This window comes from Phreatobacter aquaticus, assembly GCF_005160265.1.
GTDB classification, from domain to species: Bacteria; Pseudomonadota; Alphaproteobacteria; order Rhizobiales; family Phreatobacteraceae; genus Phreatobacter; species Phreatobacter aquaticus.
This window is the reverse complement of record NZ_CP039865.1, coordinates 287035-310821: the sequence shown is the minus strand read 5'-3', so window position 1 is coordinate 310821 and position 23787 is coordinate 287035. Positions and strand designations below refer to the sequence as shown.

Below are 23787 nucleotides of genomic sequence, written 5' to 3'. Positions count from 1 at the left end.
CGATTGCGGCAGCGCCGGCACTGGATGCCGCCGGTTGCCAGCAAAGTCAAAGCCGGCGGGCCTTGCTGCGCAATCAGCGGAGGACGAGGTCGATGCCGAGCAGGAGCAGGCTGGCAACGAAGCCCGCCACCGGCACCCAGGCCGGGCATTGGAAGATGCCGGGCGGCGGCGCGTCCTCGCGCCACTTGATCGCCAGCAGCGAGAGATTCACGGCTGCGAAGATGACCAGCGTGCACTGGGACGTGAGATTGGCCAAGCCTTCGAGCCGCACGGCGAGCGCCAGGAAGAGGATGGCTGCGGCCCCGAGCGCGGTTGCCAAAAGCGGGGTGTTGGTCAGCGGATTGAGCACGGCGAGGCCGCGCGGCAGGCTTCCCTGGTCGGCGAGGCCATAGAGCACGCGGGCGATCATGATCATGTGGACGATCACGCCATTGAGCGTGGCGACCACCGCAATCGCGCTCATCGTGACCAGCGGCATGCCGGTCAGCCGCTCGAAGACCAGGGCCAGCGGCGCTGCTGAACGGGCAAGCTCGGCGGGGGGCACAGCGGTCACCGCCACCCAAGTCACGAGGACGTAGAGCAGGGCGGTCAGGCCAAGGGTCAGGAACAGGGCGCGGGGCAGGGTGCGCTGCGGATCCTTGATCTCCTCGGCGACATTGACCAGGTGCTCGAAGCCGATGAAGGCGAAGACGGCGATCAGGGCGGTACCGGCGATGCCGCTCCAGGCGCCGGCTTCACCGGGCGCCGGCCACATTTCGGGCAGCCGCGTCACGATCTCGGCACCCTGACCGAGGCCTGCTGCGATGATCAGCACGAGGCCGCCGACCTCGACCACCGTCATGATGCCGGCGAAGGACACCGAATGGACGGTTGCGAGGCAGGCGACGCCCGCCATGGCCAGCACGGTGAACGTGATGATCCAGCCCGGCGGCAGTCCGATGAAGACGCCGATATAGCCGGCGCTGCCAACGGTGATGGTGGCGGCCGAGATCGTGGCGGTGACGACCACCAGGAGGCCCATGGCAAGGCTCAGGCCTTCGCGGTTGAAGGCCGCCTTCACATAGGCCGCCTCGCTGGCGCTGACCGGCATGCGGGTGGCGAGTTCGGCAAAGGTCGCCGCGCTGAAGCTCATCATCAGGGCAGCCGCCACGAAGGCGAGCGGCGCATGCATGCCGCTGCGGCCGGCGGCAACGCCCACCAGCACATAGATGCCAGCGCCGATGGTGACGCCCAGCCCATAGAGCACGGAATGGGTCAGCGTCAGCCGGCGGACGAGGCGGCGAGGCTCACCCCCCGCGATCGTGTCGCTTGCCATGGTCTTGCTCCTTGCGGCGCCGCATCGGCAGGATGCCGGTCCTGTCTGAGTGCCAAACGGAGCCTGACTAGACGCGACAGGCGCGTCCTTGTCTTTGATCCAGTCGGTGCCGGGTGCGAAGGATCAGGCGGCCGTCAGCCGGCCGTTCCGCACGCGGATCGCCCCGTCGACGAGTACATCGCGAACGCTGCGCGGCGTCGCGGAATAGACGATGTTCGAGACGGGGTCGTGCAGCGGCTGCATCTCGCGCTGGGTGAGATCGAGGACCACGAGATCCGCGCGTTTTCCGACCTCCACCGATCCGGTGATGTGATCGATGCCCATGACGCGGGCGCCATCGATCGTGGCCAGCCGCAGCATGCGCTTTGCCGGCAGCACTTCCGGGTCGTCGGCCTTCATCTTGGCGACGAGGGCGGCGAGCCGCATCTCCCAGAACATGTCCATGCTGTTGTTGGAGGCAGTCCAGTCGGTGCCGAGCCCGACCGGCACGCGGTCGACGAAACGGGCGAGCGGGATGGTGCGGGCCTCGATCTTCAGATTGCTCGCCGGGCAATGGCAGATGGCGGTGCCATCGGCACACCAGCCCTCGTGCTCGCTCTCGTCGAGATAGATCGCGTGGGCGGCGATCACGTCGGGACCGGTGAGGCCGGCGCAGCGCAGGCAGGCAAGCGCGCCGGCATGGCCGCGACGGCGCACGGCCGCCACCTCGGCCTCGCATTGGGCGACGTGGAGATAGATCCTGGCGCCGATGTGGCGGGCGCGGGTAGCGCATTCCTTCAGCAGGGCATCCGAACAGGTGTCGAGCGCATGAGGCGCGATGCCGGCGGTGAGCCGCGAGCGGGCGGGATCGGTGCCGTAGCGCTCGATCAATCGCTCGGTCGGGCCCCAGTTGGCGGGTCCCGATACGTCGACCAGGGTCGAGCCGACGCTGGCGCGCAGCCCGCTCGCCTCGATGATGGGCGCGAAGAGGTCCATGTCTGCAACGCGGTCGGCAATGGTGGTGACGCCGTTGAGCAGAAATTCCGAACAGGCCTCGCTGAGGGAGCGCTCATAGTCGGCGCGGGTGAAACGATCCTGTCCGTCCACCCGGTAGCCGCCCTCTGGCCAGAAGGCGCGCGGCTTGTCGTCGGCAAGGCCGCGGAACAGGCCGAGGGTGGCATGGGTATGGGTGTTGACGAAGCCCGGCATGACGAGGCCGTCGGCGCAGTCGATCACGGTGTCGCCCGGCTCGGCCAGTGTGCCGCCGGCCCCCATCGCCGTGATGCTGTCGCCCGCGATGCGGATGTCGTGATCGTGGAGCACCCGGTCCTGGCCGTCGACGGTCGCGACAGTTGCGTGTGTCAGTACCAGTGCCATGGCGATGCCTCCCCGCGGCTACGGAGCACCGTCCGGCGCGGAGCGTCAATCCTTCTCCGAGTGTGCGCAAATTTAGGACAGGTGGAGCGATTCTTTGCGCTTTGTGGCAAAGGGCACCTGTGATTTCCTGTCTGTCCATCGAGCCGGCAACGGCCATCACGCCACAGCGCAGGGGGCGACTATGACGATGGATCGCAGGACATTCTTGGCAGCCACCACCGCGGCGACCGCTCTTGTCGGCGTCGATGCCAATGCCCAGGGCAAGCCGGTCATCAATCTGCAGCTTGGCTGGCTGCTCTCGGGCAACCAGATCGGCGAGGTCTGCGCCAAGCAGCTCGGCTATTACGATGCCGAGGGTATCGAGCTCCGGTTCCAGGCCGGTGGCCCGAACATTGACGGCGTGGCGGTGGTGGCCTCTGGCCGGTTCGAGGTTGGCCAGGTGTCGTCCAGTCCGTCGCTGATGCTGGCCGCCTCGCAGGACCTGCCGATCCGCTGCTTCGCCACCGGCGCGCAGGTGCACCCCTACACATTCTTCTCGCTGAAGAAGAACCCGGTCGCCAAGGCTTCCGATCTGGTCGGCAAGAAGGTCGGCATCCAGGCCACCGGCGTCATCCTGCTGCGCGCCCTGCTCGCCAAGAACAACATCCCCGAGAAGGACGTGACCATCATCCCGATCGGCGCCGACATGGCGCCGCTGCTGACCGGCCAGGTCGATGTCGTCACCGGCTGGCTCACCAACACGACCGCGCTCAAGGTTCTGGGGCCGGACCGGGTCGACCTTCGGCTGTGGGATGCCGGCGTCAAGCTCTATGCGCTGCCCTATTACGCGACCGTCGACACGATCCAGAAGAAGTCGGACCAGCTCGCCAAGTTCCTGCGCGCGACCTCGAAGGGCTGGGCCTATGCCCATGCCAACCGCGATGCCGCGACCGACATGCTGGTCAAGGAATTCCCCAACCTCAACAAGGCCGACGAGCGCGTCGCCCTCGATGTGATGCTGCAATATGCCTTTTCCGACAGCACCAAGACGGGTGGCTGGGGCGCCATGGACCCGAAGGTCTGGCAGGACCAGATCGATCTCTATTCCCAGCTGGGCCAGTTCTCGCGCAAGACGCCCAAGCTTGAAGAAGTCGTCACCTTCGACATCCTCAAGGCCACGGCTGATGGCCGGGTGAAGATCGGCTGATCGCCTTATCGCCTGACTGATTTCGTCCTCGCACCGGAAAGGTCCGGATGATGCGCGCGCCGTCGCACGCTGTCGCCTGCCAGAACGTCACTGTTCGCTTCGTCACCGATCGCCGGACGGTGACGGCGCTGGAGAACGTGTCGTTCGACGTGGCGGCCGGCGGTTTCCTCAGCCTCCTCGGACCGTCCGGCTGCGGCAAGTCGACCCTGCTCCGGGTGGTGGCCGATCTCGTTCAGCCATCAAGCGGTGATGTCTCGGTCTTCGGCATGAGCCCGGAAGAGGCGCGAAGGCAGCGCAATTTCGGCTTCGTGTTCCAGGACGCAGCGCTGCTGCCCTGGCGCACGGCGCTGGAGAATGTTGAGCTGCCCCTTGAAGTCGGCGGCAGGCGCGCGCTGCCGGCCAATTCGCCGACGCCGCGCGAGCTTCTGAAGCTCGTCGGTCTCGAGGGTTGGGAGGGCAGTTTCCCGCATGAACTCTCCGGCGGCATGCGCCAGCGCGTGTCGATCGCCCGCGCCCTGCTCGGCGGGCCGAAGCTGCTCCTGATGGACGAGCCGTTCGGTGCGCTGGACGAGATCACCCGCGATCGGTTGAACGAGGAGTTGCGCCGCATCTGGCAGGAGACGGCGACCACCATCCTGTTCGTCACCCACTCGGTCTACGAGGCGCTCTATCTCGGCGAACAGGTGCTGGTGCTGGCCGCCAATCCCGGCCGCGTCGCCTCGATGACCCATGTCGACATGCCGCGCGACCGCGATCTGCGTATTCGCGAGACACCGGAATTCGTGGCCGCGGCCAGCAAGCTGCGCGATGCGCTCGGGAGGGGACAATGACCGCCGTCGACCTCGGCATCGATCAAGGCGTTGCCGCCGCTGAAAAGGCCTATCGCGACGCGCAGACGCTTCTCCTCTGGCGCCGCCGCCTGCTGCCGGCCGCCGGCATTGTCGCGGCGCTCGGGCTCTGGGCATTCGTCGTCTGGTTCTTCAAGGTACCGGTCTTCGTCGCGCCGTCACCGCAGCTGGTGCTGATGACGCTCTGGACCAAACTCGACATCCTGCTGATCAATCTGCTGCCGACCGCCATCGAAGCCTTCTCGGGCTTCCTGATCGGCAACATCGCGGCGATCCTGCTCGCGACCCTGTTCGTCCACTCCAAGTCGATGGAGGAAGCCTTCTTCCCCGTCGTCGTGCTGATCAACACGATCCCGGTGGTCGCCAAGGCGCCGATCCTGGTCCTGCTGCTCGGCAATGGCATGGAGCCGAAGATCGCGATCGCGGCGCTGATCTGCTTCTTCCCGACGCTGGTGAACATGGTGCGCGGCCTTGAGGCAGTGAACCCGCAGGCGATGGAGCTCATGCGGGTGCTCTCGGCCTCGAAGAGCGAGGTGTTCTTCAAGCTCCGCCTGCGCAACTCGCTGCCCTATCTGTTCTCGGCCCTGAAGATCGCGGCCTCGACAGCGGTCATCGGCGCCATCGTCGGCGAGTGGATCGGCTCCACCACCGGCATCGGCGCCCTGATCATCCAGTCCACCTACAATTTCGATTCCGCCATGCTCTACGCCACCGTCCTGGTCGGTTCGGCCTTCTCGGTGCTGTTCTTCGTGGCGATCCTCACCGTCGAGCGCTTCGTCGTGCGCTGGCAGCCTGCCAATTCTCACTGACTTTCCCCGGAGACGATCATGAGCGCGGACATGACTTCCGAACGGATCACCGACTCTCCCGGCGAGGCGACAATTGTTGCCCGCTCCGACGTGGTGGTTGTGGGCGGTGGCCCCGCCGGCTTCTCGGCGGCCATCGCTGCGCGGCGCGAAGGCGCCTCCGTCACGCTGATCGAGCGCTATCCCTATCTCGGCGGTCTTGCCGCCGGCGGCATGGTGCTGGTGCTCGACGACATGCACAACGGTGATGAGGTCACCACGACCGGCATCTGCACCGAGATGATCGACCGGATGGCCAAGGTCGGCGCCTGCGTGTTCCCGCCGCCGGAAGAGCGCGGCCAGAGCTGGGAACTTCTGCGCAAATGGGGCCGATGGGGCGCCTTCGATTTCCGTGCGCAGACCAAGCCCGCGCCGATCGTCATGGCCGCCGCCTTCGATCCCGATGGCTGGAAGCGCATCTCCAATGACATGATCGCGGAGGCCGGCGTCGATGTGCGACTGCACTCGTGGTTCTCGCGTGCCGTCATGGACGGCAACCGCATCAAGGGCGTGATCTGCGAGACCAAGGCCGGCCGCCAGGCGATCATGGGCGATGTGGTGATCGACGCGACCGGCGATCTCGATGTCGCCTCCGCCGCCGGCGCCGGCTTCGTCCACGGGTCCTACATTCTCACCACGGTGTTCCGCCTCGGCGGCGTGGATACGGAAGAAGCCGAGCGCTTCCGCCATGAGGACCCGGAGACCTATGCCAAGATCGACCGGCAGGCGAAGCGCCTGATGGGCGGCTCGTGGGATCTCTGGTGGCTGAAGACGCCGCTGCCGGGCATCGTCTGGTGCAATTGCCCGCATATGACCGGCCTCGACGGCCTGTCGGTGGAAGACATCACCAAAGCCGATTTCGAGGGCCGCAAGCGCATCTATGCGCTGGTCGATTTCGTCCGCGCCAACATGCCGGGCTTCGGTTCGTGCTTCGTGGTGGATGTCGCGCCGCAGCTCGGCGTTCGCCAGACGCGGCTGCTCGAGGGCGACTATGTCGTGACCAAGGACGACGTGATGGACCGGGTCCATTTCGCCGATACGGTGGCGCGCGGCCGCGACTATTACACGCCCTATCGCGCCATGCTGCCCAAGGGCATTGACGGCATGGTGGTGGCCGGCCGTCACTATGCTGCGACCGAAGCGGCGCAGAAGCAGTCGCGCGAGATTCCGCCCTGCATGTCGATGGGCCAGTCGGCCGGCGTCGCGGCGGCACTTGCGGTTGCTTCGAACATCCAGCCCCGCCAGGTCCAGCCGGCGGCGATCTGCGCACGGGTGCGCGCCCAGGGTGGCGATCCCGGCGACATTCCCTCAGCCAATGCGAAAATCATGGAGAAGGCCGCATGAGCGCCCCCGACACCCTGCCGCTCGCCGGCATCAAGGTCATCGACTTCACCCAGGTGATGATGGGGCCGGTGGCGACCCAGATGCTCGCCGATTACGGCGCCGACGTCATCAAGATCGAGAAGCCGGGCACCGGCGACCTGTCGCGCACCGCCTTCCCGAACGATCCGGCGGGCCTGCTCGGGCCGGTCTTCTGCTCGCTCAACCGCAACAAGCGGTCGATCGTGCTCGACCTGCGCAAGACCGAGGACCGCGACTTCGTGCTGGATCTCGCGCGCCGCTCCGACGTGGTGGTCAACAATTTCCGTGCCGGCGTGATGGAGCGTCTCGGCTTCGGCTATGAGGACCTCGCAAAGGTCAATCCGAAGCTGATCTACGCGGTCGGCACCGGCTATGGCCTTGAAGGCCCCTATGCCCACAAGGGCGGGCAGGACGTGCTGGCCCAGGCGATGAGCGGCGTCATGCATCGCCGCTCCAACGACGACCAGCCACTGGCCGTCCACGCCACCACCTTTGCCGACTATTCCGCCGGCATGCATCTCGTCCAGGGCGTGCTGCTGGCAATCCTGCAGCGTCAGAAGACCGGCCGCGGCCAGCGGATCGCCGTCTCGCTGCTCGATTCCATGCTCGCCGCCCAGACACAGGAAGCCGCCGCCCAGCTGATGCGCGGGCGTGAGGTGAACTGGGGCGCCATGCCGCTGTCTGGCGTGTTCCCGACCTCGGATGGCGCGCTAGTGATGGTCGGGGCCTTCAAGGCCGATCCGCTTGGCGACATCTCGAAGGCGCTGGAGATCGACCATCTCGGCAAGGATCCGCGCTTCGCCACCTTCGCCGACCAGGTGACGAACAAGAAGGCGCTGCAGGACATTTTCCGCGCCCGCTTCGCCTCCAACACCACAGCCTATTGGCTCGGACGGCTCGAGGAGCAGGACCTGCTCTGCGCGCCGGTGCGCTCGCTTGCCGAGGCGCTGGCCGACGAGCAGACGGCGATCAACGAGATGATCATCGAGGCCGATGGCGACATCGAGCGCATCCGGGTGGTCGGCTCGCCGATCCACATGTCGGATGCGCCGGTCTCGATCCGCGTCGCGCCGCCGTCGCTTGGTCGGGATACGGACGCGGTGCGCGCCGAAGTCGCCGCTTCCACCATGCGCGCGGCCGAGTGATGGCGATCCGCTTCGAGACGAAGGATCACGTCGCCTGGGTCACGATTGATCGGCCCGAGGTGATGAACGCCATCGACCAGGGGGCCGAGCAGGAATTGCAGGCGATCTGGGGCACGATCGAGCGCGACCGTGCGATCCGCGCCGTGGTGCTGACGGGATCGGGCGAGCGCGCCTTTTCCACCGGCGCCGACATGAAGGGCGGCAGCGGTGCGTCCGGCCTTGAATACTGGGCCATGCCGCGTCCGGGCGGGTTCGGCGGCATCGCGCTGCGCGAGACGCTGGACGTGCCGGTGATTGCTCGCGTCAACGGCCATGCGGTCGGCGGTGGCTTTGAGATGGTGCTCGGCTGCGACCTGATCGTGGCGGCTGATCACGCGACCTTCGGCCTGCCGGAGGCGCGCGTCGGGCGCCTGCCGCTCGATGGTGGCATGACGCTCTTGCAGCGGCAGATTCCGCATCGCGCCGCCATGGGCATGCTGCTCACGGGGCGGCGGATCAAGGCGCCGGAAGCGCTCGCCTTCGGGCTCGTCAACGAGGTCGTGCCGATGGCCGAGCTCGATGCGGCGGTCGATCGCTGGCTCGCCGAAATCCTCGCCTGCGCGCCGCTGTCGGTGCGCGCCATCAAGCAGGTGGTCCGGCGCACCGCCCATCTGACCGCGGCGGAAGCCCAGGCGCAGCGTCTGCCGGCGCTGGTGGAGGCGCTGAATTCCGAGGATTCGCGCGAGGGCGTCCAGGCCTTCGTGGAGAAGCGGAAGCCTGTCTGGAAGGGTCGCTGAGCCCATGCCCTTCGTCATCACCGATGCCTGCATCGACGTGAAGGACCGGGGCTGTCTCGACGCTTGCCCGGTCGACTGCATTTACGAGGGTGGCCGCACGCTCTACATCCATCCGGACGAGTGCATCGATTGTGGTCTCTGCGAGACGGTCTGCCCGGTGGCAGCCATTCACGCCGACGACCGCCTGCCGGAGGAACTGACCATGTGGGTCGAGGTCAATCGCGCCTATTTCGGCCCTGAGGTGACCGGTCTCGGCTCGCCTCGCGGTGCCGACGCCAAGACCACCCGCGCGGTCGACCATCCGGTCGTCGCGGCCTGGCCCGCCAGGGCCGGCTAGAGCCGATGCATGCGGCTGCCCTTGCCTATTTCCGCGAGACGGCCCGGCTCGGCTCGATCCGCAAGGCGGCCGGGCATCTCAATGTTGCGGCGAGCGCGCTCAACCGCCAGATCCTGAAGCTCGAGAGCGAATTCGGCACGCCGCTGTTCGACCGGCTGCCCGGCGGCATGCGGCTGACGGCAGCGGGCGACTTGCTGCTCCGCCATGTCACCACGACCTTCCACGACTATGATCGCGTGCGCGCCGAGATCGACGATCTCCGCGAGGCAAAGTCCGGCCACGTGACGATCGTGGCGGTGGATTCGCTGCTGGTCGATTTCCTGCCGCGCGTGATCGACCGGTTCCGCGCCGACTTTCCGGCGGTGACGCTGACGGTTTTGGCCGTGCAGCCGAGCGAGGTGCCGGAGCAACTCGCCGATGGCCGCGCCGATATCGGCTTCACCTTCGTTGGCCAGATGGTGCGGAGCGTCCAGCTGCTGGCGGAGATCCCGGCGCCGCTCGGCGTCATCATGCCGGTGGACCATCCGCTCGCCGGCAAGCGGATCGTCAGTTTCGAGGAGGCGCGGGCCTATCCGTTCCTGGCGCAGGCCGGGCCCTTGCCGCGCTCGGCCGATATCGACCCGGACTTCTCGGCGTTCCGCGCGCACTCGGTGCCGCGCATCACGTCGAATTCGATCCAGATGCTGAAGCGGGCGATCCGCCTCGGCATGGGCATCGCCTTCTTCACAAGACTCGGCTTCCTGGAGGAGATCGAGCGCGGCGAGTTGGTCTGGCGGCCATTTGCCTCGGAGGCGATCAACAAGGTGGGCATCGGGCTGCTCACCGCGACAGGTCGCCCGCTGAATGCGCCGGCGCGCCAGCTTGTCCGCCAGATCACCGATGATATCGCACGCCTTGGCGAGAGCTGAGGTCAGGCGGCCGGTGTCAGGGCGCCGCCGAGGAAGAGCTGGCCGACGCGTGGGTCGGCGAGGATCGCGGCAGCTGTGTCGTGCATCCGGGTCTGGCCTTGTTCCAGCACGATGGCCTCGTCGGAGATCGACAGCGCCGCCTTGGCGTTCTGTTCGATCAGCAGGATGGTGACGCCCTTGGCCCGCAGGTCCTTCAGAATGGCGAACACCTCCTGCACCATGAGCGGCGAAAGGCCGATCGAGGGTTCGTCGATCAGCATCAGCTTCGGCTCGAGCAGCAGGCCGCGGGCGACCTCCAGGATCTTCTGCTGACCGCCGGAGAGTGTGGAGGCCTGGGCATCGGCCTTGGTGCGCAGCATGGGGAAGCGGTCCATCGCCGCTTCGATCCGCTGGCCGAGATCGGTGACGCCGGGAATGGCGACGGCGCCAAGCTCCAGATTGTGGCGCACCGAGAGTTCGGCGAAGACGTTGCGGCCCTGCGGCACATAGACGATGCCACGCGCGATCAGATCGCGCGGCGGATGCCGAGTGATCTCGGCGCCGTCGAAATGGATGCGGCCGGAGGAGAGCTTCAGAAGGCCGAAGATCGCCTTGAACACGGTGGACTTGCCGGCGCCATTCGGGCCGATCACCGTTGTGATCGTGCCGGGTCGGACCGCGAAGCTGGTGCCATTGAGGATGGTGATGGCGCCATAGCCGCCGACCACATTGTCGAGCGTGAGGATGGGCGCCGTGCGAGTGTCGCTCATGGCTCAGCCTCCGAGATAGGCGTCGATGACGCGCTGGTTGCTCCGCACCTCTTGCGGCGTGCCCTCGGCGATGATCCGGCCTTCGGCCAGCACCAGCACGCGGGTGCACAGGCTCATGACGAATTCCATATTGTGTTCGATGACCACGAAGGTGGTGCCGACCTCGCGGTTATAGGCGGCGAGCCGCTCCTTCAGGCCTTCCAGCATGGTCGGATTGACGCCGCCCGCCGGCTCGTCGAGCAGAACGAGGCGTGGGCCCGCCATCAGGGCCATGGCGGCGTCGAGCAGCTTCTGCTGGCCATAGCTGAGGCGGCCGGCCTTCTCGCCCGACAGATGGCCGAGACGGAAGAAGCCGATCATCTGGTCGGCCTTGGCGCCGAGGCCGGCATCGCGCGGGCCGATCAACCGGGTCAGCATGGAGCCGACATGTTCCTGGCCCGCGAGGATCAGGTTCTCGCGCACGGTCAGGTCAGGAAAGACCTGCAGGAGCTGGAAGGTGCGGCTGACGCCACGCCGGTTGAGCGCCGATGGCCGCAGGCCGGTGATGGACTGGCCGTCGAGCGCAACCTCGCCCTCGCTTGGCGGGATCTGGCCGAGGATGCAGTTGAACAGGGTCGACTTGCCCGACCCGTTGGGGCCGATGAGCCCCAGGATCTCGCCGGCATGGACCTCGAAGGAGACGTCCGAGACGGCGGTGATGCCGCCGAAATGGCGCGTGAGATTGGAGACCTTGAGGACCGGGCTCATAAGCGCCTCCGCATCCAGGCGATCGCCTTTTCGCCGAGGCCGAGGATGCCGCCGGGACAGAGGATGAGCAGGACGAGAACGGTCGCGGCGAAGATCAGCAGGTAGAGCCCGCCGGTGAAGCGCAGCCATTCGGGCAGGGCCACCGCCAGCAGGGCCCCGACGAAGGGGCCCATCATGAAGCCGGCGCCGCCGCAGATGACCATCAGCACGAGGAAGAACGAGGCGCCGAGCGAGAAGGGCGAGGGGTCGATGAACTCGACCAGCGGCGCATAGAGGGCGCCGGCAAAGCCGCCATAGGCCGAGCCGATGGCAAAGGCCATCAGCGTATAGAGGCGGGTATCGACGCCGAGGCTCGCCGCCCGCACCGGGTTTTCGCGCAAGGCCAGAAAGGCGCGGCCCCAGGGGCTTTTGACCAGCCACCAGAGGCCGAGCGCCAGGATCAGCGTGACGCCGACAACGAAGCGGTGGAAGGCGAGCGCGCCATCGGTCTTCCAGCCGAGGATAGCGGGGCGGGGAATGTTGGACAGGCCGAACGTGCCGCCGGTCAGCCATTGCTCGTTGCGCATGACCAGCCAGACGACAGTGGCGAAGGCGAGCGTGACGAAGCCCAGATAATGCGCGCGGACGCGCAGGGCCGGAAAGCCGATGAGGATGCCGACGACGAAGCAGAGGAGGCCGGACAGGCCGAAGGCGGCGACCCAGGGCACGCCCGCCTTGGTGAGGAGGGCGGTGGCATAGGCGCCGATCCCAAGAAAAGCGGCCTGGCAGAGTGCCTTCAGTCCGGCATAGCCGAGGATGAGATTGAGCCCCATGGCGGCGACCGCCATGACCAGCCAGAGCGAGAGCACATAGGTGCCGTAGCGGCCCATATTGACCGGCACGAACCAGAGCACGATGGCACCGACGACGAGCGTGACCAGGGACCAGTCGGTGGCCGCGATGAGGCCGCCGAGCCGGGACGGTGCCTTATCCGGGGTGTCGAGCGCGCTCATACCCGCCGCTCTTCCTTGGAGCCGAACAGGCCTTCGGGCCTGAACAGGATGATTGCCACCAGCAGGACCAGCGGTACGGCGGACCGGTAGCTGGTGGAGACATAGGAGGCGGCGAGCGCATCGACCATGCCGACCAGCAGCCCGCCCCAGAGCGCACCGCGCACCTGGTTGAAGCCGCCAACGATGGCCGCGATGAAGGCGGAGAGGCCGATGACGTCGCCGTTGGAGAACTTGGCGAGATAGATCGGCGAGACGAGGAAGCTCGCCATGGCGGCAAGGCCGGCATTGATCAGGAACGTGTAGAGGATCATGCGGTCGACCGGGATGCCGAGCAACTGCGCGACATAGGGGTTCTGGGCGGTCGCCTGCATCTGCCGGCCGGTGCGCGTGTGATTGACGAAAAACTGGAGCAGGCCGATGGCTGCGAAGGCGACGCCGATCACCACGACATTCTGCCAGGACACCGCCGTGCCGAGCAGATCGAGATTGCCGGCGGGCGCCAGTGTCGGGAAGACCTGGGCCTCAGCGGAGAAGAAGTCCTTGGCGCCTTCCTTCATCAGGATCGACAGCGCCATGGTGGCGAAGGCGAGCGGAAGGACACCCTGGGAGATCATCTGATCAACCAGCAGCCGCTTGAAGCCGAAGCCGAACAGCAGGACGAACATGGCCGTGCCGATGATCAGCGCAAGCCAGAGCGGCAGGCCGAAGGTCATGGTGCCGACCAGCACGAAGATTGCCGGCAGCATGACGAATTCGCCTTGGGCGAAATTGATCGTCTGCGAGGTCTGCCAGACCAGCGTGAAACCGATGGCGGCCAGCGCGTAGATGGCGCCGGTCGCCAGTCCGGCGATCAGGATTTGAATCAGTTCGGCCATGGCCGGGGGCAGCCCCTGTCTTGACCGCCCAGCCGGTGGCAGGGCGGTGGATCGCTATTGGGAGAGCGAAGCGGCGCGCCGAGCGTGGCGGGCGCGCCGTTCGAGGCCTCAGCCGCCGGGACGGGCGGTCGGGTTGATCATCGGCAGGGTGACGTTGATCACCTGGCGGCCATTGATCACCTCGCCGAGGAAGCTCTCGCGGTCGATGTCGCCGTTCGGCTCGATGCGGGTGGTGATCAGGATGCCGGGCTCCATGGCCGGTGTGATGGTTGCGCCGCGCAGGGTCTCGGCCACGCCCTTCTTGTCGAAGCGGCCCATCTTCTCGGTCGCCCATTTGATCATGAACACGGCCATATAGCCCTTAAGGCCGTTATGGTCGGGCGTCGAGCCGAAGCGCTCGCGGAACTGGCGGCCGAATTCCTGGAAGGCCGGCACCGGCGCATCGATGGAGAGACCGACATGGCCGCGCGCGCCGTTGGCGGCATCGCCGGCGAGCTCGATCACCTTCTGGCCGAGCAGCGTGGTCTCGCCGACCAGCGGCGCGGTGATGCCCTGCTGGCGGGCGGCGCGCAGGAAGCGGGCGCTCTCGTCCTCGTTGAGATAGACGAAGACGGCATCCGCGCCGGAGTTGCGGATGCGGATCGCGTCGGCGGCGAAATCGGTCTGGCCCTGCTCGGTCGAGACATCGGCCACCACCTGCATGCCGCGGCTGGTGAGTTCCGGGATGATCGCGTCGCGGCCGCCCTTGCCGAAATCGTTGTTGACGAAGATGACCGCGATCTTGGTCGCCTTCACGGTGTCCTTCAGATAGGCCGCGATCTTCGGCATGGCCGCTGCCTGGCTCAGCGAGGTGCGGAACAGGAACTGATTGCCCTGGCGGGTGAGATTGGCCGCCTCGCCACCGACGAACTGGGCGATCTCGGCGCGCTGCGCGATCTGCATCGAGGCGCCGATCGGGCCGGAGAAGACCGGGCCGAGCACGGCATAGGTGTCCTCGTCGATGGCGCGCTGGACGGCCGCGCGTGTGGCGCCCGGATTGGTCTGGCTGTCGTAATGGGTGATCTGGATCTGCCGGCCCAGAATGCCACCGCGGGCATTGATGTGCTGGACGGCGAGATCGATGCCATTGCGCCAGTTGGTGCCGGCGGTCGCGCCCGCGCCCGACAGTTCGGCGACGTCGATCAGCTTGACCGTCTGCTGGGCGCTGGCAGGCGCTACGAGCGCTGCGGCAAGACCCAGCCCCATGAGCCACTTCTTCATCATGCAATCCTCCCGGAAGACGACCGGGTAACCCCGGTTCGCGTGTTGTGGATTGCCTGATTAGCCGGAAATTGATGCGGCGTGAACTGGGTTCGGACGAGACCAATGGCGCCGTGCGCCTGATCTCCTCCGATTGGCCGGTCGGGATGGCGTAGGCTTCGCCCTGCCGATGCGCATAGAGTGCGGGTCCGGTCCCGCCGCCCCAGCACCAGGACATGCCATGCGCCGCCTGCCTTTCTATTACGGCTGGGTCATCGTCGCCGTCACCTTCGTGACCATGGGCATCGGGGTGAATGCGCGCACCTCGTTCTCGCTGCTGTTCTCGCCCATCATCGACGAGTTCGGCTGGGATCGTGGCGTCACCGCAGGCGCCTTCTCGTTCGGGTTCCTGATCTCGGCGATCCTCAGTCCGCTGATGGGCAAGCTGATGGATCGCACGGGTCCGCGCACGGTCATGGAGCTCGGCGTCGTGCTGATGGGGGCGGGCCTGCTGCTCGCGCCGCTGACATCCCAGCCCTGGCACCTCTATGCCACGATCGGCCTGCTGGTTGGCAGCGGCAGCGTCTGTCTCGGCTATTCCGGCCAGTCGCTGTTCCTGCCCAACTGGTTCGTCCGCCGCCGGGGCCTGGCGGTGGGGCTGGCCTTTGCAGGCGTTGGCATCGGTTCGATCACGCTGTTGCCGGCTGTCCAGACCGCCATCGACCAGGCGGGCTGGCGGACCGCAAGTTTCGCCATGGGGCTCCTGGTCATCATCGTGCTGGCGCCGCTCAACCTCTTGCTGCGCAAGCGGCCGCAGGATCTCGGCCTGCAGCCTGACGGAGACGCGGCGCCGACAGCCAATTCGGTCGCGGCACCCAGCAACATCGTCGATGCCGCCTGGGCGGCGACCGACTGGACGCTTGGCCGGGCGCTGCGCACCGCCCGATTCTGGTGGATCGTGCTCGGCTATTTCTGCGGGCTCTATGTCTGGTATGCCGTGCAGATTCACCAGACCAAGTATCTGGTGGAGATCGGCTTCAATTCCAGCGCCGCGGCCTGGGCCCTTGGCTTCGTCAGTCTGTTTGGCATTCCCGGCCAGATCGCGCTCGGCCATCTCTCCGACCGGATTGGCCGCGAGTGGGTGTGGACCGCGTCAGGGCTGGGCTTCGCGATCTGCTATGGCGTGCTCATGCTGCTGCAGTCGACGCCGAGTTTCCCGCTGCTCTATCTGATGATCGCCGTGCAGGGCTTTCTTGGCTACGGCTTCACCTCGATCATGGGCGCCGTCGTCGCCGAGATCTTCCAGGGCCGGCATTTCGGCACGATCTTCGGCACGGTCATGTTCGGCGCTCTGGCCGGAGGTGCTGCAGGTCCGTGGGTGACCGGCCTGCTCCACGACATCCATGGCAATTACCAGATGGCCTTCGTGATCGGGATGGCGCTCAGCGTGATGTCGGCCATCGCGATCTGGATGGCAGCGCCGCGCAAGGTGCGCGCGGTCGCCGGCAGGATTGTCCCGCCGGCGCGCAGCTGATCGTCTGGCCGTGTCGCCTCAGGCGGCGCGGATGCCGGCCAAGAACCGGTCGACCTCGGCGCGCAGAACGTCGCTCTGCTGGGAGAGGCCGCCGGCAGCCCCCAGAACCTGCGCGGAGGCGGCGCTCGATTCCTCGGCCGCGCGGGTGACGCCTGCGATATTCGCCGACACTTCCTGCGTCCCCTGAGCCGCCTGCTGCACGTTGCGGGCGATCTCGCGGGTGGCCGCGCCCTGCTCCTCCACCGCTGAGGCGATGCCGGATGCAATGCCGTTCAGCTTCTGGATGATGCCGGTGATCTCGCTGATAGCGGTTGCCGAATCGCTGGTGGACGCCTGGATCTCGTTGATCTGGGCGCTGATCTCGCTGGTAGCCTTGCCGGTCTGTTCGGCGAGGTTCTTCACCTCCGAGGCGACGACGGCGAAGCCCTTGCCGGCCTCGCCGGCCCGCGCTGCCTCGATGGTGGCGTTGAGGGCCAGCAGATTGGTCTGGCCGGCAATGTTGCTGATCAGCTCGACGATGGCGCCGATCTTGGTGGCGGCATGGGCGAGGCGCTCCACCTTGGCGGTGGTGGCCGTGGCGCTTGCCTCGGCCTCTGCGGCGATGCGGGCGGAATTGGCGACCTGGCGGCTGATTTCCTCGACCGAGCCGGTCAGCTGGTCGGTCGCAGCCGAGACCGACTGAACATTGGTCGAGGCTTCCTCCGAGGCATTGGCCACGACGGTCGACTGGTTGGAGGTTTCCTCCGCGGCGGCCGACATGGTCTGCGCTGCCGATTGCAGCTGGATGGCGGAGGCAGAGACCGCCGCGACGATGCCGCCCACGGCCTGCTCGAAGCTGTCGGCGGTGGCGTTCATCATGGCGGTCTTGTCGGCTTCCGCGCGCAGCTTGGCGACTTCCTGCTCGTGCTCCAGCGCCACCTTGGCCAGCGCATTGTCCTTGAACACCTGGACGGCAGACGCCATGCGACCGATTTCATCGGAGCGACCGACACCGGGGATGTCCACCGAGGTATCGCCGCTCGCGAGTGTCGCCATCGCGCCGGTCATGGTGTTGATCGGGCGGATGACGCCGACCATCGAATAGACCGTGGAGCCGATTAGGACGAGCACGACGAACAGGCCGAGGCCGAGGCTGATAGTGGCGGCCTGGGCGGCTTCCGCTTCCGCCTCCTGCTTGGCAAGCGCCGCCGCCTGACTGAGCGTCTGGACCGTCTTGGCGATCAGTTCGGCGGCGGCTATGCCGGCCGGCGTCACCTGCTCGCGGATGAGCTTGTTCTTGGCGTCCTCCAGCTTGGTCGCCAGTGCCGTGTGGCCAATGAATTTCTCGGCGGCGCCAATGAGAACCTCGATGGCGTCCTGCACCGGCTTGGCGGTGGAGCGGTTGGCGGCCTCCCGCGCGGAGGCGACAATGAGCAGCGTGGAGCGGGTCACCGCCATCTGCTGCTGGACTTCTCCCGTGGCAATGAAGCGCCATGAGGCGGCGCGGGCCGCGTCAAAGGCCGCGTTGGCGGCACGCAGGTCGATCTCGGCCTCGGCACTGTCAGGCATGCCGGTGAAGGCCGGAGAAATCAGGAGAGCGGCATAGGCCTTCTGCCAGACGGCCGTCGCCTCATTGCGCTGGACCAGTTCGGCGAGGTTGGCCTTCTGCTGGGTGACGAGGTCACTGATACCGGCGCTGTAGGTCTGATAGAGCTTGCCGACCTCGGTCATGGCGCGCTCGCTGTCGAGCCCCGCCGCATTGCGGATGGTGGTGGCGATCTGCGCCTTGGTCGCGGCGACGATCGGTTCCAGCGCCTGGACGGCATTGTTCAGCTCGTCGGCATTCCGGCTCAGGCGGATATCACGCACGGCGACCTGGGAGCGCCGGACGCTGGTGTTGATCTCCATGGCAGCCATGGCAATGGCCTGCTGTCGGTCGCTGGCGCTCTGCAGCCGGTCGACGGTGCTGTTGCTGATGCGCTGGTTAACGATGAGGCCAGCCACAAGGAATACGCCCAGCGCCGAGATGGCCATGAGCTTGGTGCCAATACGGAATGTCATCATGTCCAGTGGTCTCGCCATCGCATCGCCGCGGCCGTCGCTGAGGCCGCCGTTCGGAGGGAGAATTTGATGACGGAAGTAAATTCTCTCCTAATCTTCAGTAATTTTGCCGCAAGATTGTTGTTTGCCGGATTAATTCTTGTGGGTTGCCTTGTTTATGAGCGCAATGGTTGAGTTTTTGTGCAGCTCGAAAAGCTGGCCGTGACTCATGATTGCTGATACTCATTTTGCAACCGATGAAACATAAGGAGTTTCCGGCGCGTTTTGAGAAGATGTCAGCGCTCGCCATGCTGACGTTACGGATGCTATAGGCTGACGTAAGGACACGCTGGTCGCCGGCATCAGACCTGCGCGGCGGTGCCGGCCTCCGGATGCGGCCATGGGCGGCTGAGGACCGCATGGTGAAAAAAGTGCGCTCCGAGTTCACCGCCAATTAACCAGAAAAGCGCCTTATTGGACCTCAATGACGTGAGGGCTTCCCCGTGCTGCAGATGGTTTCTGCATCGCGTTGTCTCGCGGTCCGTTTCGGCGGGACTGGCGGAGCAGGTGCCGGCTTGGGCCGGCAGGGGAGGAGTACCAGAGTATCCCGAGAGTTTGGCGTATGCGTTACACGACCCGTCTGCCGCGCGGATCTGCTCTATCGCTGTTCATCCGCAGGCACAGGGTACGCCTTCCCTGGGTCGCGCTTCTGCTCGTCACGACGGGCATGGTCCCGCTTGCCGATGTGATGCTGCTCGGCAACGACCGCGCGCTGACCACGTCCGTTGCTGCGATCGACGTTCAAGCTCCCTTGCAGGTCGCCGCAACACCGTCGCGCCGTCACGATCCGCTGATGGACCCCGGCTTCTCGCTTGGGATGGCCCCGCGTCCGCTCGGGCAAAGCCAGCCGATGTCGGCCGCGTTCCAGCCGGCCTCTCCGCCGCCCGCCACCACCATCGTCCTGGGGCCGGTCGAGGCGCCTCTGCCCTCGCCCCCGGGAGCCGTGGCCAGCCTGCCCTCCGAGGCGGCCGTACCCGAGGATGAGTCCGTCGAGTCGCCGCTGCTGATGCCCGCGCCGCGGCGCGAACTCGCCCTGACCGCACCCGTTCCGCTGCCGCGTCCATCTCTGCTGGTGGCCCCGCCGGCCTCCGAGCGGCCGGAAATTGCCGCGCGTCGGACACCCAGCCGGTCGCAGATTGCCGCGACCCAGCCCGCCCCCACGGACGGCCGCAACTTCCTCGAGCGGCTGTTCGGCGCACCGCAGCCGTCCACGCCCGCCGCCGCGCTCGGCTACGCATCGGCGCGGGAGGACCTCACCGAAGGCCCGCCGCGCATGCGTATCGGCGGCCCGACCATGGCCGTGCCGGTACCGCAGCCGGGCACCGCGATCTATGACATCAGCGCGCGCACGGTCTACCTGCCCAATGGCGAGCGGCTGGAGGCTCATTCGGGCCTCGGACCGAAGCGGGACGATCCGCGCCACGTCCACGTTCGGATGCATGGCGCCACCCCGCCGCATACCTACACCCTGACCGAGCGCGAAGCCCTGTTCCACGGCGTGCGGGCGATCCGGCTCAATCCGGTGGGCGGCAGCGGCGCCATTCATGGCCGCGCGGGCCTGCTGGCCCACACCTACATGCTGGGCCCGAATGGCGATTCCAACGGCTGCATTTCCTTCAAGGACTACAACCGCTTCCTTCAGGCCTTCCTGAGGGGTGAGGTTCGCCGCCTCGTGGTCGTGGCCGGCAACAGCTGAGCCCTGAAGCCGGCTATGGATTGCCGGCTTATTCCGACTTGATGCCAAGCGCCCGGATGATCGGGATCCAGGTCTGGTCCTCGCGCTCGAGATAGGCGCGGAACGCCTCGCGCGAGATCGGTGCCGAGAGCGCGCCAAGGCTTGCGAACCGCGCCTTCACTGCCGGGTCTTCCAGCACCTTGATCGTCGCCGCATGCAGCCGGGCAATGACCGGTTCCGGCGTGTTGGCCGGCGCCATCAGGCCGGTGAAGGTCTGGCCGTCGATCTCCGGGAAGCCGAGTTCGGTGAAGGTCGGCACATTCGGCAGATCGGCCAGCCGCGCCGGGCCGGTAATGGCCAGCGCGCGTGACTTGCCGTCGCGGATGAAGGGCAGCGCGACCGAGACCTGATCGAGATTGAACTGCACATGGCCGCCGATCAGATCGTTGGTGGCGGGGGCATTGCCGCGATATTGCACGGTCACCCACTTGATGCCGAGCTTGGACTGGATCAGTTCGCTCATCAGGTGGTTGGTCGTGCCGGGGCCGGGCGAGGCCATGGTGAGCGGCGGCTGGCTTCGGCGGGCGAGCTCGAAGAAGTCCTTCAGGGTCTGCGCCTGGACGCCGGGATGGACCTGCAGCACGAGCGGCGTCAGCGTCACGGTGGTGACGGCGATGAAGTCGCGCCGCCATTCATAGGCCCGGCGCGCCCCCATTTCCGGGGCGAACAGGATAGGACCGTTGGCGCCGATCAGCAGCGTGTAACCGTCGGGTTCGGCGCGAGCGACCATCTCGCTGCCGAGCAGGCCGCCGGCGCCGGGCTTGTTCTCGACGATGAAGGGCTGGCCCAGCTCCTGCTGGAGCTTTTCCGCGAGAATGCGGGCGGCGACATCGACATTGCCGCCTGCGGCATAGGGCACGACGAGGCGAACGGCGCGGTTCGGCCAGGTCTGGGCTTCGGCCGGGATCGACAGGGCTGTGGCCAAGGCTGCCGCCAGCGCCAGGATGATCTTCTTCATGGGGCTCTCCTGTGAAGGCCGCTTTCGGGCCGTTCTTGTTGTTTTGGGGGGATCAGAAGCCGAACAGCCGGGCCGGATTGTCGACCAGGATGGCCTTGCGCTCCGCGTCGTCGGCGGTGGCGGCATGGATGAAATCGAGCAGGGCGCCCTCGTTCGGCGGCTGCTTGACGGAGACCGGGTGTGGCCAGTCGCTGCCCCAGATCACGCGGTCGGGGGCGGCCTCGATCAGCGCGCGGGCCACCGGGATGACGTCGGCCCAGGGCGGGCCGGCCTTCGAGATCTTCTCGGTCAGCGACAGCATGACCCAGACATTGCCGCGCTTGAGGAGTTCCAGCGTCTTGGCAAGGCTGGGCTCCGATGCTCCGCCTGTCGGGTCGGGCCGGCCCATATGGTCGATCACCAGCGGCACGTCCAGGCGTTCGAACTGGGCGATATTGCCAATGATGCCATCGATCTCCGGCTGGACCTTGATGTACCAGCCGAGTTCGCGAACACGCGCGATGATGCGGTCGAACTCGGCCTCAGTGAAGGCGATGCCGAGACCTTGGCGGGTGAAGCGCGCGCCCTTGATGCCGGCTGCATCGAGCTTGGCCAGATAGGCGTCGTCGCGCTCGGTGAAGACGGCGGCATTGGCGCAGCCCCGATAATTGGGGCCGGCGAAGGCGAGGCCGTCCAACGTGACCGTGTGGTCGGCGCCATAGGTGGTGGGCTGCACGATCACGCCGCGCGTGACGCCCAGCGTCTTGTGCAGCTTCATCGCGGTCTCGACGGTCGCCGTCGGCATCTCGTAGACCGCGCCTTCGCGGACCGGATAGCGCTCGCGCGGGCCCAGCACGTGGAACTGGCTGTCGCAGGCACCGGCCGGCAGCGGATGGACCGGCGAGCGGGGGGCCGGATCGAAGGGCAGGTAGGTGGCCATCTTGCTATCTCGCTGATGTCGCTTCGGTCAGGATTTGGAGGTCTGGTGGATAGCGTTCATCGTCACGATGTCGCCGAGCGTCGCGTAGTTCGGACCGGCGATGCGGCAGATCGGATCCAGCGCGCGGGTGTCGACCTTGCCATCGACCATCAGGCCATCGCGCAGGTGGAAGACCAGGACCTCGCCAACCAGCAGCCGCGAGCGGGTTTCGCCGAACTCGATGCAATGGCGCAGGCGGCATTCCATCGCGACCGGGGCCACCGTCAGCCGGGGTGTCCTGACATGGCTGCTCGGGACCGTCTCCAACCCCAGGACCTCGACCTCACTGACATCGGGCGGATATTCGACCGCGCTCTCGTGAACCGCCTCAATCAGAGGACGGTCGGCGATGTGCACGACGAATTCCTCCGACGCCATGATGTTGCGGGCAGTGTCCTTGTAGACGCCCGCCTTCTGTCCGACGCTGATCGCCAGCATGGGCGGCTTCGGCGAGACGAAGGTGAAGTGGCTGAACGGGGCGAGATTGACGACGCCGTCCGCAGACAGCGTTGTCACCCAGGCGATCGGCCGGGGGACGACGAGGCCGGTCAGCAGCCGGTAGCAGGCCTCGGCGCCGAGATCCTTCGGTTCGATATCGACGGTCGGTCCGCTCATGCGCCGATGACCGCCATGAAGTCGCACTGGACGAGCTTGCCGCCGTCGAGTTCCGCCATCATGGTCTGGCGCGCGGGGCGGGTCGCGGGGTCGGGGAACATCTCCAGCCATTCCTTGTTGACGGCCGGACGCTGGGTGCGGTCGACCATCCAGACTGTCAGCTTGATGATGTCGTCGGTGGAGCCGCCGGCGGCCTCCATGATGGTGCGGATGTGCCGGAACATCAGGGCACATTGCTCCTCGAGCGTCGGCGCCGGCGTGCCGGTGGCCGGGTCCAGCCCGAAGACGATGCCGGACGTCACGAATTGCCCGAGACGGCACGCGGCGGGGATCGGGTTCTTGTGGCCGAACCCCTCGACATAGATGCTCTGGCGCTTGGTCATTGTGCGGTTCCGATCACGCGAAATGGCACGAGACGGTGCCGTAGGGCCCGTAATCGCAGGTGACGGTATCGCCCTTGGCGCAATCGACCGGCCGGATGAACGATCCGGACAGGATGACCTGGCCAGGCTCCAGCGCCACGCCATGCTGGCTGAGCTTGTTGGCGAGCCAGACGATGCCGTTGGCGGGATTGTTGAGGACGCCGGCCGCGACACCGGTCTCCTCGACCTGGCCGTTCTTCGAGCAGATGACCGAGATCCAGCGCATGTCGGCATCCATCGGCCGGAACGGACGTCCGCCGATGATGATCCCGCAATTGGCGGCATTGTCGGCGATCGTGTCGAGCACCTTGCGGGTGGCCTTGGTGGCGGGGTCGACACGCTGGATGCGGGCATCGAGAATCTCGATCGCCGGGATCACGTAGTCGGTGGCGTTGAGCACGTCGAAGATCGTGCAGTCCGGGCCGGAGAGCCGGCTCTTCAGGACGAAGGCGAGCTCCGCCTCGGCGCGCAGCTGGACGAACTTGTCGCTCGGAATGTCGCCGCCATCGCGGAAGAACATGTCGTCGAGCAGGACGCCGAAATCCGGCTCGTTGATGTTGACGGCGTTCTGCATGGCCTTCGAGGTCAGGCCGATCTTGTGGCCCTTGATCGTGCGGCCGCCCGCCACCTTCAGCTTGATCCAGGCGCTCTGGACAGCATAGGCGTCGTCGATGGTCATGCCGGGATATTGCAGGCTGAGCTGCGGGATCTGCTTCGTCGTCCGCTCGGCTTCCTCGAGGCGGCGTGCGGCGTCGGCGATCTGGGCTTCGGTCAGCATCGGGCTGTCTCCGGAGAAAAAGGCAAAG

Annotated in this window: 23 protein-coding genes; 10 read left to right on the top strand and 13 right to left on the bottom strand. The window is 66.6% G+C overall.

Going from position 1 to position 23787, the window contains the following annotated elements; genetic code table 11:
- Window positions 1-73 precede the first annotated feature (73 nt).
- Window positions 74-1315 (bottom strand): APC family permease, encoded by a 1242-nt coding sequence (locus tag E8L99_RS01320; protein ID WP_137097858.1) that lies wholly within the window; start codon window positions 1313-1315, stop codon window positions 74-76.
- 123 nt (window positions 1316-1438) lie between these two features.
- A complete protein-coding gene (locus tag E8L99_RS01315; protein ID WP_137097857.1) occupies window positions 1439-2671 on the bottom strand; it encodes an amidohydrolase family protein in 1233 nt (410 codons plus the stop codon).
- A gap of 205 nt (window positions 2672-2876) precedes the next feature.
- Between E8L99_RS01315 and E8L99_RS01310 the strand changes: the two genes are divergently transcribed.
- The 8 genes from E8L99_RS01310 to E8L99_RS01275 are packed head-to-tail and all read left to right on the top strand — an operon-like array spanning window position 2877 to window position 10078.
- Window positions 2877-3857, top strand: a complete 981-nt coding sequence (locus E8L99_RS01310; RefSeq protein ID WP_215907039.1) for an ABC transporter substrate-binding protein — start codon at window positions 2877-2879, stop codon at window positions 3855-3857.
- 47 nt (window positions 3858-3904) lie between these two features.
- A complete protein-coding gene (locus tag E8L99_RS01305; RefSeq protein ID WP_137097855.1) occupies window positions 3905-4687 on the top strand; it encodes an ABC transporter ATP-binding protein in 783 nt (260 codons plus the stop codon).
- Complete coding sequence (locus E8L99_RS01300; RefSeq protein WP_137097854.1) at window positions 4684-5514, top strand: ABC transporter permease; 831 nt, start codon at window positions 4684-4686, stop codon at window positions 5512-5514. Before E8L99_RS01305 ends, E8L99_RS01300 begins: the two co-directional genes overlap by 4 nt.
- Window positions 5515-5532: 18 nt before the next feature.
- Window positions 5533-6894 (top strand): FAD-dependent oxidoreductase, encoded by a 1362-nt coding sequence (locus E8L99_RS01295; protein ID WP_252511225.1) that lies wholly within the window; start codon window positions 5533-5535, stop codon window positions 6892-6894.
- Window positions 6891-8057 carry a CaiB/BaiF CoA transferase family protein gene (locus E8L99_RS01290; protein WP_137097853.1) on the top strand — a complete coding sequence of 389 codons (1167 nt, stop codon included), beginning with the start codon at window positions 6891-6893 and terminating at the stop codon, window positions 8055-8057. Before E8L99_RS01295 ends, E8L99_RS01290 begins: the two co-directional genes overlap by 4 nt.
- The gene (locus E8L99_RS01285; RefSeq protein WP_137097852.1) at window positions 8057-8833 is read left to right on the top strand and encodes an enoyl-CoA hydratase-related protein; all 777 of its coding nucleotides are present in this window, start codon (window positions 8057-8059) and stop codon (window positions 8831-8833) included. Before E8L99_RS01290 ends, E8L99_RS01285 begins: the two co-directional genes overlap by 1 nt.
- A gap of 4 nt (window positions 8834-8837) precedes the next feature.
- The gene (gene fdxA, locus E8L99_RS01280; RefSeq protein WP_137097851.1) at window positions 8838-9170 is read left to right on the top strand and encodes a ferredoxin; all 333 of its coding nucleotides are present in this window, start codon (window positions 8838-8840) and stop codon (window positions 9168-9170) included.
- 5 nt (window positions 9171-9175) lie between these two features.
- A complete protein-coding gene (locus E8L99_RS01275) occupies window positions 9176-10078 on the top strand; it encodes a LysR family transcriptional regulator (protein ID WP_137097850.1) in 903 nt (300 codons plus the stop codon).
- Between the two features lie 2 nt (window positions 10079-10080).
- Here E8L99_RS01275 and E8L99_RS01270 read toward each other — a convergent pair whose 3' ends face one another.
- From E8L99_RS01270 to E8L99_RS01250, 5 genes are all read right to left on the bottom strand, one after another.
- Entirely contained in the window at window positions 10081-10827 is a 747-nt protein-coding gene (locus E8L99_RS01270; protein WP_137097849.1) for an ABC transporter ATP-binding protein, read from the bottom strand.
- A gap of 3 nt (window positions 10828-10830) precedes the next feature.
- Window positions 10831-11574: an ABC transporter ATP-binding protein gene (locus tag E8L99_RS01265; protein WP_137097848.1), complete on the bottom strand. Its 744-nt coding sequence runs from the start codon at window positions 11572-11574 to the stop codon at window positions 10831-10833.
- Window positions 11571-12566, bottom strand: a complete 996-nt coding sequence (locus tag E8L99_RS01260) for a branched-chain amino acid ABC transporter permease (RefSeq protein WP_137097847.1) — start codon at window positions 12564-12566, stop codon at window positions 11571-11573. Before E8L99_RS01260 ends, E8L99_RS01265 begins: the two co-directional genes overlap by 4 nt.
- Window positions 12563-13441 (bottom strand): branched-chain amino acid ABC transporter permease, encoded by an 879-nt coding sequence (locus tag E8L99_RS01255; RefSeq protein ID WP_137097846.1) that lies wholly within the window; start codon window positions 13439-13441, stop codon window positions 12563-12565. Before E8L99_RS01255 ends, E8L99_RS01260 begins: the two co-directional genes overlap by 4 nt.
- 108 nt (window positions 13442-13549) lie before the next feature.
- Window positions 13550-14701 carry an ABC transporter substrate-binding protein gene (locus E8L99_RS01250; RefSeq protein WP_137101892.1) on the bottom strand — a complete coding sequence of 384 codons (1152 nt, stop codon included), beginning with the start codon at window positions 14699-14701 and terminating at the stop codon, window positions 13550-13552.
- A 220-nt stretch (window positions 14702-14921) separates the two neighbouring features.
- Between E8L99_RS01250 and E8L99_RS01245 the strand changes: the two genes are divergently transcribed.
- Window positions 14922-16214 (top strand): MFS transporter, encoded by a 1293-nt coding sequence (locus E8L99_RS01245; RefSeq protein WP_137097845.1) that lies wholly within the window; start codon window positions 14922-14924, stop codon window positions 16212-16214.
- 18 nt (window positions 16215-16232) lie between these two features.
- Here E8L99_RS01245 and E8L99_RS01240 read toward each other — a convergent pair whose 3' ends face one another.
- The gene (locus E8L99_RS01240) at window positions 16233-18257 is read right to left on the bottom strand and encodes a methyl-accepting chemotaxis protein (RefSeq protein WP_168201519.1); all 2025 of its coding nucleotides are present in this window, start codon (window positions 18255-18257) and stop codon (window positions 16233-16235) included.
- 598 nt (window positions 18258-18855) lie between these two features.
- Between E8L99_RS01240 and E8L99_RS01235 the strand changes: the two genes are divergently transcribed.
- On the top strand, window positions 18856-19989 hold the full coding sequence (locus E8L99_RS01235; RefSeq protein ID WP_252511223.1) for a tlde1 domain-containing protein: 1134 nt from the start codon (window positions 18856-18858) through the stop codon (window positions 19987-19989).
- A gap of 28 nt (window positions 19990-20017) precedes the next feature.
- Here the strand turns inward: E8L99_RS01235 and E8L99_RS01230 are convergent, their stop codons facing one another.
- From E8L99_RS01230 to hpaH, 5 genes are read right to left on the bottom strand one after another with little or no spacing between them, the layout of a single operon-like run.
- Entirely contained in the window at window positions 20018-20986 is a 969-nt protein-coding gene (locus E8L99_RS01230) for a Bug family tripartite tricarboxylate transporter substrate binding protein (protein WP_137097843.1), read from the bottom strand.
- 52 nt (window positions 20987-21038) lie between these two features.
- Window positions 21039-21905 (bottom strand): amidohydrolase family protein, encoded by an 867-nt coding sequence (locus E8L99_RS01225; protein WP_137097842.1) that lies wholly within the window; start codon window positions 21903-21905, stop codon window positions 21039-21041.
- Between the two features lie 27 nt (window positions 21906-21932).
- Window positions 21933-22559 (bottom strand): flavin reductase family protein, encoded by a 627-nt coding sequence (locus E8L99_RS01220; protein WP_137097841.1) that lies wholly within the window; start codon window positions 22557-22559, stop codon window positions 21933-21935.
- The gene (locus E8L99_RS01215) at window positions 22556-22942 is read right to left on the bottom strand and encodes a RidA family protein (protein WP_137097840.1); all 387 of its coding nucleotides are present in this window, start codon (window positions 22940-22942) and stop codon (window positions 22556-22558) included. The genes E8L99_RS01220 and E8L99_RS01215 overlap by 4 nt, the downstream gene beginning before the upstream one ends.
- Window positions 22943-22955: 13 nt before the next feature.
- On the bottom strand, window positions 22956-23759 hold the full coding sequence (hpaH, locus tag E8L99_RS01210) for a 2-oxo-hept-4-ene-1,7-dioate hydratase (protein WP_137097839.1): 804 nt from the start codon (window positions 23757-23759) through the stop codon (window positions 22956-22958).
- Between the last annotated feature and the right edge of the window lie 28 nt (window positions 23760-23787).

Bases quoted from the DNA above. Each gene is read 5' to 3' on its own strand.
- E8L99_RS01320 (WP_137097858.1), bottom strand. From the start codon at position 1,315: ATGGCAAGCGACACGATCGCGGGGGGTGAGCCTCGCCGCCTCGTCCGC.
- E8L99_RS01315 (WP_137097857.1), bottom strand. From the start codon at position 2,671: ATGGCACTGGTACTGACACACGCAACTGTCGCGACCGTCGACGGCCAG.
- E8L99_RS01305 (WP_137097855.1), top strand. From the start codon at position 3,905: ATGATGCGCGCGCCGTCGCACGCTGTCGCCTGCCAGAACGTCACTGTT.
- E8L99_RS01300 (WP_137097854.1), top strand. From the start codon at position 4,684: ATGACCGCCGTCGACCTCGGCATCGATCAAGGCGTTGCCGCCGCTGAA.
- E8L99_RS01295 (WP_252511225.1), top strand. From the start codon at position 5,533: ATGAGCGCGGACATGACTTCCGAACGGATCACCGACTCTCCCGGCGAG.
- E8L99_RS01290 (WP_137097853.1), top strand. From the start codon at position 6,891: ATGAGCGCCCCCGACACCCTGCCGCTCGCCGGCATCAAGGTCATCGAC.
- E8L99_RS01285 (WP_137097852.1), top strand. From the start codon at position 8,057: ATGGCGATCCGCTTCGAGACGAAGGATCACGTCGCCTGGGTCACGATT.
- fdxA (WP_137097851.1), top strand. From the start codon at position 8,838: ATGCCCTTCGTCATCACCGATGCCTGCATCGACGTGAAGGACCGGGGC.
- E8L99_RS01275 (WP_137097850.1), top strand. From the start codon at position 9,176: ATGCATGCGGCTGCCCTTGCCTATTTCCGCGAGACGGCCCGGCTCGGC.
- E8L99_RS01270 (WP_137097849.1), bottom strand. From the start codon at position 10,827: ATGAGCGACACTCGCACGGCGCCCATCCTCACGCTCGACAATGTGGTC.
- E8L99_RS01265 (WP_137097848.1), bottom strand. From the start codon at position 11,574: ATGAGCCCGGTCCTCAAGGTCTCCAATCTCACGCGCCATTTCGGCGGC.
- E8L99_RS01260 (WP_137097847.1), bottom strand. From the start codon at position 12,566: ATGAGCGCGCTCGACACCCCGGATAAGGCACCGTCCCGGCTCGGCGGC.
- E8L99_RS01255 (WP_137097846.1), bottom strand. From the start codon at position 13,441: ATGGCCGAACTGATTCAAATCCTGATCGCCGGACTGGCGACCGGCGCC.
- E8L99_RS01250 (WP_137101892.1), bottom strand. From the start codon at position 14,701: ATGAAGAAGTGGCTCATGGGGCTGGGTCTTGCCGCAGCGCTCGTAGCG.
- E8L99_RS01245 (WP_137097845.1), top strand. From the start codon at position 14,922: ATGCGCCGCCTGCCTTTCTATTACGGCTGGGTCATCGTCGCCGTCACC.
- E8L99_RS01240 (WP_168201519.1), bottom strand. From the start codon at position 18,257: ATGATGACATTCCGTATTGGCACCAAGCTCATGGCCATCTCGGCGCTG.
- E8L99_RS01235 (WP_252511223.1), top strand. From the start codon at position 18,856: ATGCGTTACACGACCCGTCTGCCGCGCGGATCTGCTCTATCGCTGTTC.
- E8L99_RS01230 (WP_137097843.1), bottom strand. From the start codon at position 20,986: ATGAAGAAGATCATCCTGGCGCTGGCGGCAGCCTTGGCCACAGCCCTG.
- E8L99_RS01225 (WP_137097842.1), bottom strand. From the start codon at position 21,905: ATGGCCACCTACCTGCCCTTCGATCCGGCCCCCCGCTCGCCGGTCCAT.
- E8L99_RS01220 (WP_137097841.1), bottom strand. From the start codon at position 22,559: ATGAGCGGACCGACCGTCGATATCGAACCGAAGGATCTCGGCGCCGAG.
- E8L99_RS01215 (WP_137097840.1), bottom strand. From the start codon at position 22,942: ATGACCAAGCGCCAGAGCATCTATGTCGAGGGGTTCGGCCACAAGAAC.
- hpaH (WP_137097839.1), bottom strand. From the start codon at position 23,759: ATGCTGACCGAAGCCCAGATCGCCGACGCCGCACGCCGCCTCGAGGAA.